General features: G+C 43.0%; 12 protein-coding genes. 11 read left to right on the plus strand and 1 reads right to left on the minus strand.

The genetic code is table 11. The features are described from left to right. The 11 genes from GX654_20585 to GX654_20635 form a co-directional block, all read left to right on the plus strand. Positions 1 to 943: sigma-54-dependent Fis family transcriptional regulator (locus GX654_20585; protein NLD39260.1), on the plus strand; the 943-nt coding region annotated here is incomplete at its 5' end. 228 nt (positions 944 to 1,171) lie between these two features. Next, entirely contained in the window at positions 1,172 to 3,244 is a 2,073-nt protein-coding gene (locus GX654_20590) for a TonB-dependent receptor (GenBank protein ID NLD39261.1), read from the plus strand. Between the two features lie 18 nt (positions 3,245 to 3,262). Continuing rightward, positions 3,263 to 3,874, plus strand: a complete 612-nt coding sequence (locus tag GX654_20595) for a YfiR family protein (GenBank protein NLD39262.1) — start codon at positions 3,263 to 3,265, stop codon at positions 3,872 to 3,874. Next, complete coding sequence (locus GX654_20600; protein NLD39263.1) at positions 3,858 to 6,134, plus strand: response regulator; 2,277 nt, start codon at positions 3,858 to 3,860, stop codon at positions 6,132 to 6,134. The genes GX654_20595 and GX654_20600 overlap by 17 nt, the downstream gene beginning before the upstream one ends. A gap of 69 nt (positions 6,135 to 6,203) precedes the next feature. After that, positions 6,204 to 6,482: an ACT domain-containing protein gene (locus GX654_20605; protein NLD39264.1), complete on the plus strand. Its 279-nt coding sequence runs from the start codon at positions 6,204 to 6,206 to the stop codon at positions 6,480 to 6,482. 4 nt (positions 6,483 to 6,486) lie between these two features. After that, the gene (locus GX654_20610; protein NLD39265.1) at positions 6,487 to 7,845 is read left to right on the plus strand and encodes a PFL family protein; all 1,359 of its coding nucleotides are present in this window, start codon (positions 6,487 to 6,489) and stop codon (positions 7,843 to 7,845) included. A 5-nt stretch (positions 7,846 to 7,850) separates the two neighbouring features. Continuing rightward, positions 7,851 to 9,071, plus strand: coding sequence for a response regulator (locus GX654_20615; GenBank protein NLD39266.1), 1,221 nt, complete (start codon positions 7,851 to 7,853; stop codon positions 9,069 to 9,071). Positions 9,072 to 9,189: 118 nt separating this feature from the next. Next, the gene (locus GX654_20620; protein ID NLD39267.1) at positions 9,190 to 10,404 is read left to right on the plus strand and encodes a hypothetical protein; all 1,215 of its coding nucleotides are present in this window, start codon (positions 9,190 to 9,192) and stop codon (positions 10,402 to 10,404) included. A gap of 100 nt (positions 10,405 to 10,504) precedes the next feature. Continuing rightward, positions 10,505 to 12,088, plus strand: a complete 1,584-nt coding sequence (locus GX654_20625) for a response regulator (GenBank protein NLD39268.1) — start codon at positions 10,505 to 10,507, stop codon at positions 12,086 to 12,088. Positions 12,089 to 12,145: 57 nt separating this feature from the next. Further along, on the plus strand, positions 12,146 to 13,486 hold the full coding sequence (locus tag GX654_20630; protein ID NLD39269.1) for a response regulator: 1,341 nt from the start codon (positions 12,146 to 12,148) through the stop codon (positions 13,484 to 13,486). A gap of 67 nt (positions 13,487 to 13,553) precedes the next feature. Then, positions 13,554 to 14,387, plus strand: a complete 834-nt coding sequence (locus GX654_20635) for a response regulator (protein NLD39270.1) — start codon at positions 13,554 to 13,556, stop codon at positions 14,385 to 14,387. A gap of 14 nt (positions 14,388 to 14,401) precedes the next feature. Here GX654_20635 and GX654_20640 read toward each other — a convergent pair whose 3' ends face one another. Continuing rightward, positions 14,402 to 16,852 carry a beta-glucosidase gene (locus GX654_20640; protein ID NLD39271.1) on the minus strand — a complete coding sequence of 817 codons (2,451 nt, stop codon included), beginning with the start codon at positions 16,850 to 16,852 and terminating at the stop codon, positions 14,402 to 14,404. Between the last annotated feature and the right edge of the window lie 210 nt (positions 16,853 to 17,062).

Consider the following 17,062-nt stretch of genomic DNA (forward strand, 5'->3'; position numbering starts at 1 on the left):
GAGAAACATCATAGGCAGGAGCCCTGTCATGGTAAAGCTCCTTGAAACAGTGGCACAGGTCTCATCATCCGAGGCAACCGTGCTTATCACGGGAGATTCAGGTACAGGAAAGGAGATGATAGCCGGCGCCATACACTATAACAGCCCCAGAAAGGATGCCCCATTTATCAAGATAAACTGCGCAGCCATTACAGAGACCCTGCTTGAGTCGGAACTATTCGGCCATGAAAAGGGGTCATTCACAGGGGCACAGAGGCGTAAGGAGGGCAAGTTCCGTCTTGCGCACGGGGGTAGCATCTTCCTTGATGAGATAGGTGAGATGCCCATGTCCATGCAGGTCAAGCTCCTAAGGGTGCTTCAGGAAAGGGAGATAACAAGGGTAGGTGGTGAAGAGGTTTTAAAGGTGGATGTGCGAATAATAGCCGCCTCCAACAGAAACCTGCTAAAGGATATAGAGGATAACAGGTTCAGAGAAGACCTCTATTACAGGCTAAATGTGGTGGAGCTAAGGATGCCTCCATTAAGGGAGAGAAAGGAGGATATCCCGCTCCTTGCCCAGCATTACCTTGAACTCTTCTCTGAAAAAAATCATAAGCAGGCAAAGGGGTTTACCCCAAAGGCAATGGATACGCTCCTCAAGTATGAGTGGCCCGGAAACATCAGGGAGCTCATGAATGTAATAGAGCGGTGCGTGGTGCTTTCCACTGCCGATTATATTGACCAGAACGATCTGCCGTTTGGCACTGAAGAGGATGATGAGGATCAGCCCTTATTCTCCCCTTCCATGATCACTGGAGATGTCCCACTTGAAGAGGTGGAAAAGGCAACCATCCTGAACACCCTTGAGACCACCAGCGGAAACAAGAGCGAGGCCGCAAGAAGGCTTGGTATTACAAGAAAGACACTCCATAAAAAGCTTAAAAAGTATGGTGTGATGGATTAAAAAATTATTACCTGAACTTTGCATGAGATATCAATTTATCCCTCCTTTCGTCTCTCTATTTTAATTAAAGTTATTTAATAGTTGTGTCGAATTACTGATATCCGGCAAAAAGGCCAGAGATATCTGTATAAGCAATAAAAATATTGCGCTGAAGCAATGTAAAAGGGTTCAATATTGTGTTTCAAGGTCTTTTTCTGGAAATATTTTTTTAAGAATTGTTTTAAGGCCATGAACAGAATATTAAATAAAGCCCGGACCAGTATTTTATCCATTTCATACGGGCAGACAGACAAATTAACTACTTCCTCTCTATTCTATCTGACACTGTTTATCTTCATTCTTCAATTGTTTTTATCCAGTTCAGCGCGAGGTGTTCCTCCGCAATATGATATTACAGAACTTACCATTGAAGAGCTCATGTCAATAGAGATGAAAACCACCATATCACGCAAGGCCCAGGCAGTTAATGAGGTGGCTGCCGCTGTATTTGTGATAACACAGGAGGATATCAGGAGGTCAGGCGCAATGAGTATACCTGAGGCCCTGCGTATGGTGCCGGGCATTGAGGTCTCAAGGATTGACGCAAACAGGTGGACTATCGCTTCAAGGGGTTTCAACAATTATTATTCAAACAAGCTCCTTGTACTTATGGACGGGAGGACCGTCTACACATCTCTCTTCTCAGGGGTCTACTGGGAGGTACAGGACACTGTACTAAGCGACATTGAACGCATCGAGGTTATAAGGGGGCCGGGCGGTACCCTGTGGGGTGCAAATGCGGTTAATGGAGTCATAAACATTGTCACAAAAAAGGTAAAAGATACACAGGGCGGCCATCTCGATATCATCGCAGGGACTGAGGAGAGGGCAATAGGTTCACTTCGTTATGGCGGTAAGGCAGGCGAAAAGGCATGGTACAGGGTATACGCAAAATTTCTTAAAAGGGATAGCTCAGCCGCATTTTCAGGAGGTGAAAGGCCTGACACCATGGAGATTTCGCGGGCAGGCGGAAAAATGGAGCTGGAGTTGGGAGGTCAAGACAGCCTTTTTATCCAGGGTGATTATTACGACGGTGAATCGGGGGCCAGAAATATCAGGACGCTGCCATATGATCCATACTTTGAGAAGATAAACAGTGTAGAGGACAAATCAGGCTGGAACATCCAGGCAAGATGGGATCATGCCTATTCCAGGAATTCTGATTTCAATCTTCAATTGTATTACCATATGAACGAACGTGATAACCCCGGTCTTTTTGAAAAGGAGGCTGTTTATGACATGGATTTTCAACACAGGTTCAGGCTGGGAAATCTTCAGGAGATACTGTGGGGAACCGGGTACAGGCATGTAAACAACAAGACAAGGGGCTCATTTGATATATCATTTGTCCCTCATGAGCGGACAGACCATCTTTACAGTTTTTTTATCCAGGATGAGGTCACGATCTTTCCTGAAAAACTTACAGCCACCATCGGGACAAAGATAGAAAAGAACAACTATACAGGCAAAGAGCTACAGCCAAGCCTCAGGCTCATGTGGACACCTGATAGATTAAACAGCGTGTGGGGAGCCATATCAAGGGCCGTAAGGACACCATCAAGATTTGAGCATGATGTCAGGACAAATTATTTGTTTTCCATGGAGGGCTATGATCCCTTCTATTTTGCAATAATCGGGAACAGGGAGGCGGAATCGGAAGAGCTATGGGCCTATGAGGCGGGGTACAGGTTTAAACCCCATGATTCATTTTCAATAGACCTTGCCCTGTTCTTAAACAGGTATGACAGGCTTATCACATATGAGTTTGGTACACCATTTTTTGAAGGAGAGCCTCTATATCTGGTCATTACCGAGTCAGCGGCAAACAACATGAAGGGTAACACCTATGGCGGGGAATTATCAATTGACTATAGCCCGCTCAGCTATCTGCGGTTTCAGGGGGCATACTCATATCTCAGGTTTGATCTGAATGATCCTGTAACGCAGGGTTACTATTCCCGGTTTTATGAAGGTGCAAGCCCTTCCCACCGGTTTTCTGTAAGGTCATCAATAGAGCTTCCATATAACCTTGAACTGGACCTCTGGTTCAAATACCGCGACAATCTTTCATCCCATTTGCTCCCATCCATTTTCAATATGGATGCAAGGATAGGATACAGGCTGGGAAAGGATATGGATATATCTATAACAAGTCAGAACCTGTTTGATTCAAAGCAGCCTGAGACAGTAGTAAATGATTCTATCTATATAGCATCCCAGATAGAAAGGGGTTACTACCTTAGATTTACATGGAATTTTTAACAGCTATTACCGGGCTAAATGATTAGGAAAATGCAAAATGCCTTTTTAAATATAAAACTGAATAGAGCAAGACTCCTGCTTTTCTTTAGCATTATTCTGCTCCTGCTCTGTCCTTGTTTTACCTTGGCCGCACAACCTGCTGTAGAAAGCGAATACAGGCTCAAGGCGGCATTTCTATACAACTTTGCAAAGTATGTAACATGGCCGGATACAGAAAAAAATGGAGAGAAATTTATAATAGGCATCCTTGGTGAAAACCCCTTCGGGGCAGAGCTTGATATCATTCAGGGTAAGATGATCAATGATGCAAGTATAGAGATCAGGCAGTATGAATCAATTGAAGAGGCAAGGGATTGCAGTATCCTTTTTATAGGCCCTTCAGAAAGAGAAAATATTTCTGATATCACTAATGAACTGAAAAGGCACAGGATACTCACAGTCAGTGACACAAAAGGATATGCCCATATGGGTGTGATGATAAATCTATACGAGGATGATAACAGGCTGAGGTTCGAGATAAATAACAGGGCTGCAGAATCGGCCGGCCTCAAAATCAGTTCACACCTGTTGAGGCTTGGAAAGATCATTGAACCGGAAAGCAAGGATTTACATAATGAAAAGATTCAGTGATCTCTCATTAAAGAAAAAGCTTATTTCCATAACCGCCTTTACCGCACTTGCGGCAATACTGCTTGTGCTGATCACAAACCTGCTCTTCGCCTATATCGGGTTTAAGCAGAACAATAGAAATAGTCTTGTATCACTTGCACGTATCACGGGTACAAATTGCGGTGCAGCTGTAATCTTCGGTGATAATGATGCAGCAGAAAAAACACTTGAAGGATTAAGGACAGAAACCCATATAGAATCAGCAAGGGTATATCTCCCGGATGGGACTGTTTTTGCTGAATTCCTTAGGCATTCAGATAAAAACAGAAAAAAGGTGAATATAAATTGGTATAAGATAGGAGATGAAACAAAAGAAAAATCCTCTATCGACCTCATTGATGACCGGTTTATCTATTCAGGGGGAATGGCGATAATCCTGCATCCTGTTACAATGGATGATAGACAGGTAGGCATAATTGAGATTACATCAAATCAGCGTGAACTCAATGAGGCCATGGCTGCTATCTTTTTTGTCAACCTGTTCGTGCTGGTGATTGCCTCTATGCTTGCAGTTTTTATCTCGACAAAGGCGCAGAAGAGCATCTCAGGGCCTGTGAATATGCTTGCAGACACTATGGCGAATGTCTCCCGTGACAAGGATTATTCCGTGAGGGTAATAAAACAGAGCAGGGATGAGCTTGGCACGCTGTGTGAGATGTTTAATGAAATGCTTAGCGAGATACAGGAAAGGGATGACAGGCTCAGGTTTATTCAGTATTCAGTGGATCACATGCAGGATGCCATATTCTGGGCCGATTCAGATGCCTGTATTGTCAGCGCAAACCAAAAGGCATGCGACCTGATGGGGTATACAAAAGAGGAGATCCTTTCCATGACCCTGTATGACTTCTATCTGAAATTAACACCTGAAACATGGAAGGAAATGTGGGAGTTTATACTGAAGGAGAAAAATATATCTGCCGAGATTGAGACTTATAAAAAGGATGGGACAAGCTTTCCATCAGAAGTTTTTGTGAGCAACATAGAATTCAATGGGAAGCTCTACAACTGTTCATTTATCAGGGATATTACCGATAAGCAGAGGCTCAAGGCCCAGCTTGAACAGGCACAGAAGCTGGAGGCAATAGGCACACTGGCCGGCGGGGTGGCCCATGACCTTAATAATATTTTAGGTGGGCTTGTAGGTTATCCTGATCTCCTTCTCATGGACATCCCGGAAGGAAGCCCACTGATAAAACCCCTACAGACCATAAAAAAATCGGGTGAAAAGGCGGCCGCAATAGTGCAGGACATGCTAGCCCTTGCCAGGCGCAATGTTGATATCCAGAAGGTGGTAAGCCCTAATGATGTGATAAGTGATTATCTAAAAAGCCCTGAACACACTAAAATCATGGAATTCCACCCCGGCATCACCATTACTGTAAATCTTGACAAAAACCTGCCCAATATAACAGGGTCTAATGTCCATCTCTCAAAGGCAATAATGAATCTTGTCTCGAATGCTGCTGAGGCCCTGACAGATGAAGACAGGGAGATCATTATCTCCACCCACTTCTGTTACCTTGACGCAGATTATCATGGTTTTCAGACAGTCACCAGGGGCGGTTATTCAATTGTTTCTGTGGAAGACAGGGGTACAGGTATCTCAAAGGATGACCAGAAAATGATCTTCGAACCATTCTATACAAAAAAGATCATGGGTAGAAGCGGTACAGGGCTGGGCATGACCGTGGTATCCGGTGTGGTGAAGGATCACAGGGGTTTTATTGATATTGAGAGCACAAAGGGCAAAGGCACCCGTTTTGACCTCTATTTTCCTTCAACAGATGAAAAGGTAATAGAGGAGAGCAGGGAGATATCTCTTGAAACATGCAGGGGTAATGAAACGATACTTGTGGTTGATGATGTAGAGGAACAGCGGGAGCTTGCCCTATTTGCCCTTAAAAAGCTGGGCTATAATGTGGTTACAGTAATATCCGGAGAAGAGGCGATAAATTACCTCAAGACAAAAAAGGCTGACCTTATTATCCTTGATATGATTATGGAGCCGGGCATGGACGGGCTTGAGACCTACAGAAAGGTGCTTGAGATCAACCCCGGCCAGAAGGCCGTAATCTCAAGCGGTTTTGCTGAAAATATCCGTGTAAAAGAGGCATTGAAACTGGGTGCAGGCGCCTATGTGAAAAAGCCATATACAGCCATTAACCTTGGCACCGCAGTGCGGAAGGAGCTGGACAGGCGGATTGAAAAAATCAATTAATTGATAGATATCTGAAACTGTGGTAGCATTCTCCACTAATTAATCAACCAATTCATTCGGAGTAATTATATGGACAAAGAACTGTTATTTATAACTGTGATTGGCGCTGATAAAAAGGGGATTGTAGCCAAGGTCTCAAATCTACTGTACACATGCGATATCAATATAGAGGATATTAACCAGAGGATCATGGGGACATATTTTGTTATGACCATGCTTGTTGATATGAAGGAATCAAACTTAAGCCTTGAAAAGGTGAGGGAAGAGCTTGAAAAGATAGGTATGGAACTTAAACTCAAGATCCAGATACAGCATGAAAACATCTTCAAGATGATGCACAGGATATAAAAAAATGACAATATCTGTTGAAGAGGTATTTGAAACCGCAAGCATGATCCTGTATCAGAACCTTGATATCAGGACAACCACCATGGGGATAAACCTTAAAGACTGCATAGATAATGACTTTGAGCGGTTTACGAACAAGGTATACGATAAGATCAGCGCCAATGCTGCAAGGCTTGTCAAAGAGGCAAAGGCAATGGAATTAAAGTATGGCATCCCCATTGTCAACAAGAGGATATCCATAACACCTGTAAGCCTCATAATGGAGACCCACTGCGAAAAGGCAAAATTTGTCCAGATGGCAAAAGCCATGGACAGAGCGGTTGAGGATGCAGGCATAGATTTCATAGGGGGTTTTGGGGCCATTGTACACAAGGGGCTCACGCCATCTGACATGATGCTGATAGAAGCGCTCCCTGATGTATTTTCCGAGACAAATAGGGTCTGCTCCTTCCTGAATGTGGGCACAAACACAGCAGGACTTAATCTTGATGCCATAAACCTTATAGGCCCTATGCTTAAAAAAACAGCCGGTATGACAAAGGATGCGATCGGGTGCGCCAAGTTTGTCGTATTTGCCAATGCACCAGAGGATAACCCCTTTATGGCAGGTGCCTTTCACGGTATAGGGGAGGCTGACATGACCCTTAATATTGGTATCAGCGGCCCTGGCGTTGTCCACAGTGTTGTGGAAAAAAATCGTGACTGCAACCTGACCCAGCTTTCCGAGATTATAAAGCGCACTGTCTTCAAGATAACCAGGGGTGGTGAACTTATTGGCAGGGAGCTGGCCAAAAACCTTGATATACCCTTTGGTATTGTTGATATCTCCCTTGCCCCCACCACCGCTACTGGTGACTCTGTTGCAAATATTATTGAAGCATTCGGGATTGAATCGGTCGGTGCCCATGGTTCTACACTCGCTGTAGCGCTCCTTATGGATGCTGTAAAAAAGGGCGGCGCAATGGCAAGCGGCAATGTGGGTGGCTTGAGCGGCACATTCATACCAATAAGCGAAGACACAGGGATGATAAATGCGGTCAAGAATGGTTTTTTAAGCCTTGATAAACTGGAGGCACTCACATCTGTCTGTTCTGTAGGGCTTGATATGTTTGCTATACCGGGGGATACACCTGAAAGCACCATTAATGCCATTATTGCAGATGAACTTGCCATAGGGATTATCAACAACAAGACAACCGCGGTGCGCGTTATTCCGGTTCCCGGTATGAAAGAGGGTGAATCAGTAGATTTTGGGGGGCTTCTGGGTGAGGCGCCTATCATGAGGGTAAACAAAGGCTCATCCTCGGATTTTATGAAGAGGGGCGGGCGGATGCCAGCGCCTGTAACAAGCATGAGAAATTAAAATCTATGCCAGAGACAGAAGCGCTTAAGAAAAGAATTAAGGCCCTTGAAGAGGAGCTGAAAAGGGCAGAGGATAAGCTTGAACGATCCAGAAGGATGGGGCATCTGGGCAGCTATGCAGGAAGTGTTGCCCATGATCTGAATAACCTCCTTGCAGGTATTTTTACCTATCCTGAGCTTATCCTGATGGAGCTCCCCGAAAAGAACTCCTCAAGAAAATATCTCTATGCAATAAAGCAGGCAGGGGAAAAGGCAGCGAATATTGTTCAGGATCTCATGATGCTCTCACAGGACCCTGCCGCCTCCACCCATTCCCTGAATCTCAATGATATTATTTCTGACCTCAAGAAAAGCCCTGATTTTAAGGAGTTTAAGCGCTGTCACCCTGATGTAAAGGTTGTATTTGATCTTGAGATGCCCCTTGATAATATAAAGGGTATTCCAAAGCTGATAACAAGATCCCTTATTAACATATTTTATAATGCGGCTGAATCTATAAACGGACAGGGTAGAATAACTGTGTCCACCGCAAACATGAGCATTAAAACCCCTGAAAGGGGTTATAAGCATATGATTGAAAAGGGAGATTATGTTACTGTCACCATCCAGGATACAGGTAATGGCATGACCGAAAAGGATATCTCAAGTCTTTTTGAACCTTTTTATACCAAAAAGGTGATGGGAAGAGACGGGTCAGGGCTCAGCATGCCTGTTGTATGGGAAACCATCAGTCAGGTCAATGGCTACATCAATATAATCAGCGCTTTAGATAGAGGGACAACCTTTATCCTTTACTTCCCTGTAACCGTTGATGGCAGCAAAAAATGGGCGCCTCCGGATGAGATTGTTAACTGCAGGGGAAACGGGGAATCCATGCTTATAGTGGATGATATGCCTGAGCAGAGAGAACTTGCATGCACTATACTCAAAAAGCTTGGCTATTCTGTCTCTTCTGTGCCCTGCGGAGAAGATGCAGTGGCCTATCTCAGGGCCAAAAAGGCAGACATGGTCATCCTTGACATGATTATGGACCCGGGCATAGACGGCCTTGAGACCTTTAAAAGGATCTCCGAATTCAAACCGGATCAGAGGTTTGTTATTGTAAGCGGTTATGCTGAGACAGAAAGGCTTAAGGAGATACAGAGACTGGGCTGCCGCTTCTGTATTAAAAAACCCTATTCGATCGCTGAAATCGGTGAGGCTGTCAAAAAGGGGCTTAGAGCCTAGGTGTACCCTTTATTTGCGGGTTGCAACAGTTAAGTAATATTTCCTTTAGTATCTAGCATGTTATGCCGATTGGCGCATATATCCGTTTTATCTGATGTTAAAAAAAGGAACAATTGATATGAGTAATAATCCTGAAAAACAAAATAATCCTGAAAACCCTCTCCTTCCTGAATTTGATCACGGCAGGTTCAGAGATTTCATTGCCGGAAAAGAAGAGTGGCTCATGAAACAGATCCTTTTTTATGCAAAGAGGCATGACTACTCAAGACACACATCTACACTCATGGAAGCCTGGCGTTTATCCATTTCAGGGATATCATACACCCTCATCTCATCCTGTTCGCATGACCTTGAACTTACACCTGATGAAGATTATACAAAAGACCCAGCCGCTGCCTTTGGCATACTTGAAGCAAAGCGTCACAGGGAGCGGGGCGTCAGCCTCTCCATGTTTCTGGGGCTTTTAAAATACTACAGGCAGTCTTACATGGACCTGATAGAACAGGAGATCAAACCGGGCCCATACAGAGACAAATGCAGGATTAAGACAGAGAGATTTTTTGACCGGATGGAGCTTGGTTTCTGTACAGAGTGGTGTTCTGAGACTGAAAATTCAAAATTAAAGGAACTTCAAGCCAAAAACAGAGAGATCCTTAATGAAAAAAACAGGTACCTTACCATCTTTGAGACCATACATGCCCCTGTTGTACTGATAAATGAGGAGAACAGGGTGGAAAATTATAACCAGGCATGGAATGAGCTGTTTGAGGAGTCATCCATACCGGGCTCCATTTACTATAACAGGGATATACAACCTGGAAAGAAGGTGCCCGGGTTCCTGGATGAAATTCTGCCTGTAATACAGAATGATATCCATGATTATACCCTTGAAAAAACACTGGTTACCAAAAACGGGGTGAGATTTTTCCTGATACGCATAAAAAGGATGCTTGATTTTAGTGATAAATACCGTGGCATGGTGATCATGCTTAATGATATTACCGATATTAAAATGGCTGAAAAAGACAAGGTACGCAAGGAAAAACTGGAGGGTGTGCTGGAGATGGCGGGCGCTGTATGTCATGAAATAAATCAGCCACTTCAGGTGATTATGGGGCAGTCAGAGATAATAAAACTTGGAGCAGACAAGGATAACCCCATTATTAAAAATCTTGATATAATAACAACCCAGATAGAAAAGATGGGCGAGATAACCAAAAAGCTCATGAACATAACAAAATATGAGACAAAGGCATATCTTACAAAGACAATAATAGATATTGAAAAGGCATCACCTGAAAAGGGCAGGGATTCTACAGAAAATATTGATTAAGTTACTCTTACGTTTCAACCAGATTGGAACGAAGGTACAACATTTACAATATCTCTCCCTGTAAAAACAGGAGATGATCTACAAGTATAGTGAGGGGTACATGTCCATACTGATAGTAGATGACTCACCGGTTACTAGAGAGCTTCTTTCAAATACCCTTAAAAAATGGGGACAAACAGTCCTGACTGCTAATGACGGGCTTGATGGGCTTGAAAAATATAAGAATAACGATATCAGTATTGTCATTACAGACTGGATAATGCCAGGGATGGACGGACTTGCCCTGTGTGAAGAGATCCGGAAATTTATTAAAAACAAATATACATACATAATAATAATTACCGCAAAGGACCAGAGTTCAGATATTAAAGAGGCGTTTAATAAGGGGGCGGATGACTATATTACAAAGCCTATAGATATGGAAAGGTTGAGGGTAAGTATAAAAACAGCCCGTCGGATCATATCCCTTTCAGAAAACCTGAACCATGAAATTGATAAAAACAGGATTCTTCTTGAAAACATGAAGGAGGGATTGTTAATGGTAAACGAGGGAGGCACGCTGACTTTCGTAAATGAAAGTCTTTGTAAGATGATCGGGTACACCAGGGAAGAGCTTATAGGTAAAAACATCAACTCCATTCATGAAAAAGAGGACGAGGAAGTGATAGCGCGCAAGGTGAATCGGAGAAGAGAGGGGTTAGGTGATTCATACGAACTGAATTATATAACTAAAGAAGGCAGTCTTATACCTACTCTTGTGTCGGCAAAACCTGTCTTAAACTCATCTGGTATGCATGATGGGGCGGTTGTCGTTATTACAGATATCTCGAAAATAAAGCAGGCAGAGCAGGAAAGAAAATTGATTGAGGCCCAGCTCCGTCAGTCTGATAAAATGGCCTCTATAGGTCAGCTTGCAGCAGGCGTGGCCCATGAGATAAATAACCCTACAGGTTTTGTAAGCAGCAACCTGAATACCCTATCCGCCTACATAAAAGACTACAATATAATTATTGACCGGTATCAGGCCCTTGCCACACAGATGGAAAACAGCGGGAGATCGGCTGATTATGCCGATTTTCTTCAAGAGATCAAAGAGCAGGAGGCGAATATGGATATCGGTTTTTTAAAAGAGGATATCTCACAACTGATACATGAGAGCCTTGAGGGTACAGAGAGGATCAAAAAGATTGTGCAGGATCTGAAGGATTTTGCGCATCCCGGAGAAGACAAGCCCAGGTTCACAGACATAAACAGGTGTCTTGATTCAACCCTTAATATTGTATGGAATGAGATCAAATACAAGGCACAGGTAAACAAGGAGTATGGGGAATTGCCGGAAATACTCTGTCATCCCCAGCAGCTTAATCAGGTATTTGCCAATATCATGGTAAATGCAGCACAGGCCATTACTGGGCATGGTGAAATCGGGATAAGGACAAGTCTGTCAGATGAAAATATTGTGATAAAAATAAGTGATACAGGCTCAGGCATAGCCAGGGAGCATCTTTCAAAAATATTTGATCCATTTTTTACCACCAAGGATGTTGGAAAAGGCACAGGCCTGGGGCTTAATGTGGCATACAATATTATAAAAAAACATAATGGAAAAATAAGTGTTGAAAGTGAAAAGGGCTGTGGTACAACATTTACTATACTCGTTCCTGTAAATAATACCGATGAGTAACTTTGTTCAGGTATTTGATTTAAATCCATAGTATACTTTCTGCATAAATGAGGTGGCATGATGGAACTCAAATATAAACATACAATCATGGTTGTTGATGATGATGTATTGATTACCAAATCATTAAACAGGTTACTCCGTAAAGAGGGATTTAACGTAATCGAGGCAAACAGCGGGGCAGATGCCCTTGAGACCTTGGGCAAACTTGAAAAACCAGTGTCAGGGATTATCTCTGATCAGCGAATGCCAAATATGTCAGGCTCGCAGTTGATGCAGAAGGTGAAAAAGATTGCACCTGATTCATTCAGAATACTTTTAACAGGTTACTCTGATATTAATGCCATTATTGATGCCCTGAATATGGGCGAAATACATAGATATATTACAAAGCCATGGAATGATGCAGAGTTTGTAGGCCAGGTGCGTGAAACACTGTATCAGTTTGAGCTTAAGCTGGAAAATAAGCGGCTTAACAATCTGGTAAAAAAGCAAAATCTGGAACTGAAGGAGATAAACAAATCCCTGGAACAAAAGGTTGAAGAGAGGACCAGGGAAATTCAGGCAAAGAACCAGGAGCTTGAACAGGGCCTTTATAACACTGTAAGGGCATTTGCATCACTGGTGGATAACAGCTCGCCGGCTATGGAAGGGCATGGAAGACGTGTCAGTCTTATGTCAAAACAGCTTGCCCAGGCATTGAAACTCTCTGAAATAGAGATCATGAATGTTGAAATTGCAGCGCTGCTGCATGACATCGGTAAAATTGGCCTTCCTGAAAGACTATTCCTTATTGACAGTCAAAAAATGACTGACCAGGAAAAAGCCATTTATAACAAACATCCTGAAGAGGGTCAGGGTGTGGTAAAGTTTATAAGCAAGCTTGATCATGTAGGATTACTAATCAGATCACATCATGAGAGATATGATGGCAGGGGTTTCCCGGATAAACTCAGCGGGGAGCTCATTCCCATTGAATCCCAGATTATATCTGTGGCAGACAGATATGACAAGATCGTTCACCTTGGCATAGACAAAGAAAGGTGCATAAAGGATTACTTGAGGGAGCGTAATATTACACAGGATCATTTTGCTCCTGAAACACTTATTAAGGCAGCAGCATCTTTTTCTATTAAAAAAAATGCATTTATCGAATTTGCCCCTGATGTTGTTAAGGTGTTTCTTGATTATATAGAAAAACAGGGGGTGAGTGATGAGGATGAAAAGGAGATACCAATTGAAAAAATTACCCAGGGGATGATACTTTCAAGATCACTTTATGCGGTAAATGGCAGGTTTCTTCTCCCATATAATACAAGACTGACACAAGAGCTGGTTAATAGACTCAAGGCCATACAAGCTCAAAGCCCTGTAATAGGAAACCTCTTTGTCAAAAAATGAAAAGGTAAAAATTTAATGGACGACAATGTAATAAAATACCGGTTTTATTATCAAGGAGAGTAACCCGGTGGAGAATGAAAAAACAATATTGATCGTTGATGATGAAGAGCATGTGTTAAGCAGCCTTAAACGGTTGCTTCACAGGGATGGCTACAGGATTTTAACTGCCCTGAGCGCTGAAGAGGGCTATAAATTACTGAGTGAAAACGACGTGCAGCTTGTCATATCAGATCAGAGGATGCCAGGCGAGAGCGGAACCGAATTTTTAGGTAAAATCAGGGTGGATTTCCCTGATATAATCAGAACGATCATTTCAGGTTATACCGGTGTAGATTCCATAACCGAGTCTATCAATAAGGGGCATATCTATAAATTTTTTTATAAACCCTGGGATGAAAATAACCTGAGGCTGGAGATAAAGCAGTGTCTTGAACAGTATGAATTGATGAGGAAAAACCGGGAACTGAATGACCTTATAGTAAAAAAGAATGAAGAGCTGGAAATAATAAATGATGAACTGGTAAGTATAAACACAAACCTGGAATCAATAGTTCAGGAAAGGACAAAAGACCTTGAGATACAGAATAAGGCGCTTGAATTATTCCGTGCTATTATTGAAGATATGCCTCTCCCGGTAATTGGCATCAGCTCAGACGGCATGATAGTGATGAGAAACAAAAAGGCACTGGAAATAACATATGGTAATGAAGGATTTGAGGTTGGAAATTACATCTCTGATTGTTTCCCCAATGATTTAAATGCACACCTTGAAAGTGCAATCAAAGATGGCAAATTGGAGGTAATGGATGTTTGCCCTGTCATGGGCACAAATTATAAAATATTTATTGCCCCGCTCCTTGGTCAGTTCAAGGGAAAGGGGGTTACGCTGATATTTGTATGAAGCGCTTTATTTTATCAGTGTCTTAACCTGTTTATTTCCATGTAAGGTGAAAGCGCTCTGTTAACCTTGCTTACTACAATATCTTTCTCCACATGGAATGCTATAGACTGTCTTGTATCCCTTGATGATGACCCTGCCTGCACCCTGTACTCACCTGACTCTGCCACCCATGATGAGGCATCAGTATCAAAACTTACTAAACTCTTTGCGTCAAGGGTGAATGTGACTGTCTCTATCTCTCCCGGTTTTAAGAGCCCTGTTTTTGTGAATGCCTTTAGCTCTTTTGCCGGTTTTTTGATTTTTATTGAAGGCGCTGATACATACAACTGAACCACCTCGCGGCCAGGTAAATCCCCAGTATTTTTTATATCAAGTGAGACATTTACAGAGCCATTGAAATTGGTTTCATCAAGTTTCATATTGCTGTATTCAAATGAGGTATAGGAGAGTCCATACCCGAACTCATATGCAACAGGCACATTAAAGGTGTCATAATATCTGTATCCCACATATATATCCTCTTCATACACAGATATTGCAGGTTTTTTACGCATGAACAGGGGCAGGGCCTCATTTGCCTTATTCTCTTCATCGGTCATGGGGAGTTCTATCCTCGGAAAGGTTTTAGCTGAAGGCACATCATCATATTTCACTGGGAATGTGGATGCGAGTTTTCCTGACGGGTTTACCTTGCCGCTTAAGATATCTGCTATCGCATTTCCTGTCTCCTGGCCCGGCTGCCATGCAAGGAGTATTGCGTCAGGGTAATCCCTCCATGAAGTTACCTCTATTACACCACCGATATTCAGGATGACCGCTGTCTTTTTTTTCCTTAACCTGAATTCTGTGCTGACATTCTTTATGAGCGCCATTTCATCCTCTGTCAGATAAAAATCCCCTGGGTCAGCCTTTCTATCTCCACCCTCACCTGATATGCGCCCTATAGTGACAAGGGCAATATCCATACTGTCTGCCAGTCGTTTTATCTCATCTGTATCCATCTTCATCTCAGGGACTCGCGGCTTTCCCATGAATACGTTTACTGGTTTCTCCTGTTTTTCTTCCGCATCTTTTATGTAATTGAGGTATACATCCATTATACCGGCATCGATAGAGTACCCCGCATTCTTGAGCCCATCAATAAGGGAAATACTGTAACCCTCATTCACGTCACCGCTCCCTGTGCCGCTTGTGATTATTTTATAAGATGAGTTACCGAATACCGCCACATTCTTTATTCCCTTGGCAAAAGGTAGAGCTTTTTCATTGTTCTTTAAAAGGATCATGCCGTCAGCAGCAGCCCGTCTTGCTGTTAACGCATTCGTGGTAAGGTCAGGTTTGTCTGTATATTTATAGCCATTGAATCTCGGGGTATTAACTATAATATTGAGTATCCTCTCCACATTCTGATCCAGTATCTTTTCATCAAGCCTGCCCTCCTTAACCGCCTTTTCTATCTCCTTTGACTGATCCCTGTTTCCTGGCATTATAAGGTCATTACCTGCCATCATCTGTGCAACAACATCAGAGCCCCCGCCCCAGTCTGTCATTACATAACCCTTAAAACCCCACTCTTCACGCAGTATATTTGTCAGAAGATCATTGCTTTCAGAGGTGTAGACTCCATTTATTTTATTATATGAAGACATGACCGTCCAGGGTTCTGACTCCTGAACCGCTATCCTGAACCCTTCAAGGTAAAGCTCCCTCAACGCCCTTTCACTCACGATGGCATCAACACTCTGCCGGTTTGTCTCCTGGTTGTTTGCGGCAAAGTGTTTTATTGATGTGCCAACACCCTTTGACTGGATGCCCTTCACCATTGCAGCAGCCATCTTCCCTGTAACCAGAGGGTCTTCTGAATAATACTCAAAGTTACGGCCGCACAGGGGGTTTCTATGCAGGTTCATACCAGGGCCAAGTATGGCATCAACACCATATTCAAGCACCTCGTTACCCATTGCACCCCCAACCTCTGTAACAACCCCTGTATCCCATGTGGATGCAAGGAGTGTCGCAATTGGAAATGCAGTGCAATAGAACTTCCGTGTTTCTCCATCCCTGTCAGGATTTAACCTTAAACCGGCAGGCCCGTCTGCAACAACCATTGTTGGTATGCCTAAATCAGGTATCTCGACTGTCCTGCCTGCTGCGCCCGGCGCAATCTTTTTTATTTTCGCAACCATTGCATCATATTCAGTGTCAGGCTCTTTGCTTTTTCCGGTAACAACGCCAAACGGGTTTTCGCCCTCCGGCAGGTTTTCAAGCATGGAAAGAGGAATATCCATACCTGTACCTGTTACAAGCATGGCCTTTTCATGAAGGGTCATGGCCTTGATTATCCCGGTAATATTGTTTTTATTTAGTTTTGATCTCTCTGCCGGTCTATTGTCACATGAGCAGGTTAAAAGAAAAATGACAGATAAAAATGACATTATGAATATCCTCCTCATATCAATATGCATCTCCCCTCTCTTTTTAAAAGATTTTGAATCTTCAAATCTACCGCTTTAAACATAGATTTTTCACCACGGAGGACACAGAGGGCACGGAGTGAAAACTGCAATTAACGTAAAAAATAAGTCCTCATGCCCACCCAACAATAAATGCGGGATAACCTCCGAAGGACATCCAGAAAATCTTTGTAAAACCAATGGATTCGCATTTTCGCAGAC

The sequence above is a fragment of the Desulfatiglans sp. genome, assembly GCA_012513605.1.
In the GTDB taxonomy this organism is placed as follows: domain Bacteria; phylum Desulfobacterota; class DSM-4660; order Desulfatiglandales; family HGW-15; genus JAAZBV01.

Bases quoted from the DNA above. Each gene is read 5' to 3' on its own strand.
- GX654_20605 (NLD39264.1), top strand. From the start codon at position 6,204: ATGGACAAAGAACTGTTATTTATAACTGTGATTGGCGCTGATAAAAAG.
- GX654_20615 (NLD39266.1), top strand. From the start codon at position 7,851: ATGCCAGAGACAGAAGCGCTTAAGAAAAGAATTAAGGCCCTTGAAGAG.
- GX654_20595 (NLD39262.1), top strand. From the start codon at position 3,263: ATGATTAGGAAAATGCAAAATGCCTTTTTAAATATAAAACTGAATAGA.
- GX654_20625 (NLD39268.1), top strand. From the start codon at position 10,505: ATGTCCATACTGATAGTAGATGACTCACCGGTTACTAGAGAGCTTCTT.
- GX654_20600 (NLD39263.1), top strand. From the start codon at position 3,858: ATGAAAAGATTCAGTGATCTCTCATTAAAGAAAAAGCTTATTTCCATA.
- GX654_20590 (NLD39261.1), top strand. From the start codon at position 1,172: ATGAACAGAATATTAAATAAAGCCCGGACCAGTATTTTATCCATTTCA.
- GX654_20640 (NLD39271.1), bottom strand. From the start codon at position 16,852: ATGCATATTGATATGAGGAGGATATTCATAATGTCATTTTTATCTGTC.
- GX654_20620 (NLD39267.1), top strand. From the start codon at position 9,190: ATGAGTAATAATCCTGAAAAACAAAATAATCCTGAAAACCCTCTCCTT.
- GX654_20630 (NLD39269.1), top strand. From the start codon at position 12,146: ATGATGGAACTCAAATATAAACATACAATCATGGTTGTTGATGATGAT.
- GX654_20610 (NLD39265.1), top strand. From the start codon at position 6,487: ATGACAATATCTGTTGAAGAGGTATTTGAAACCGCAAGCATGATCCTG.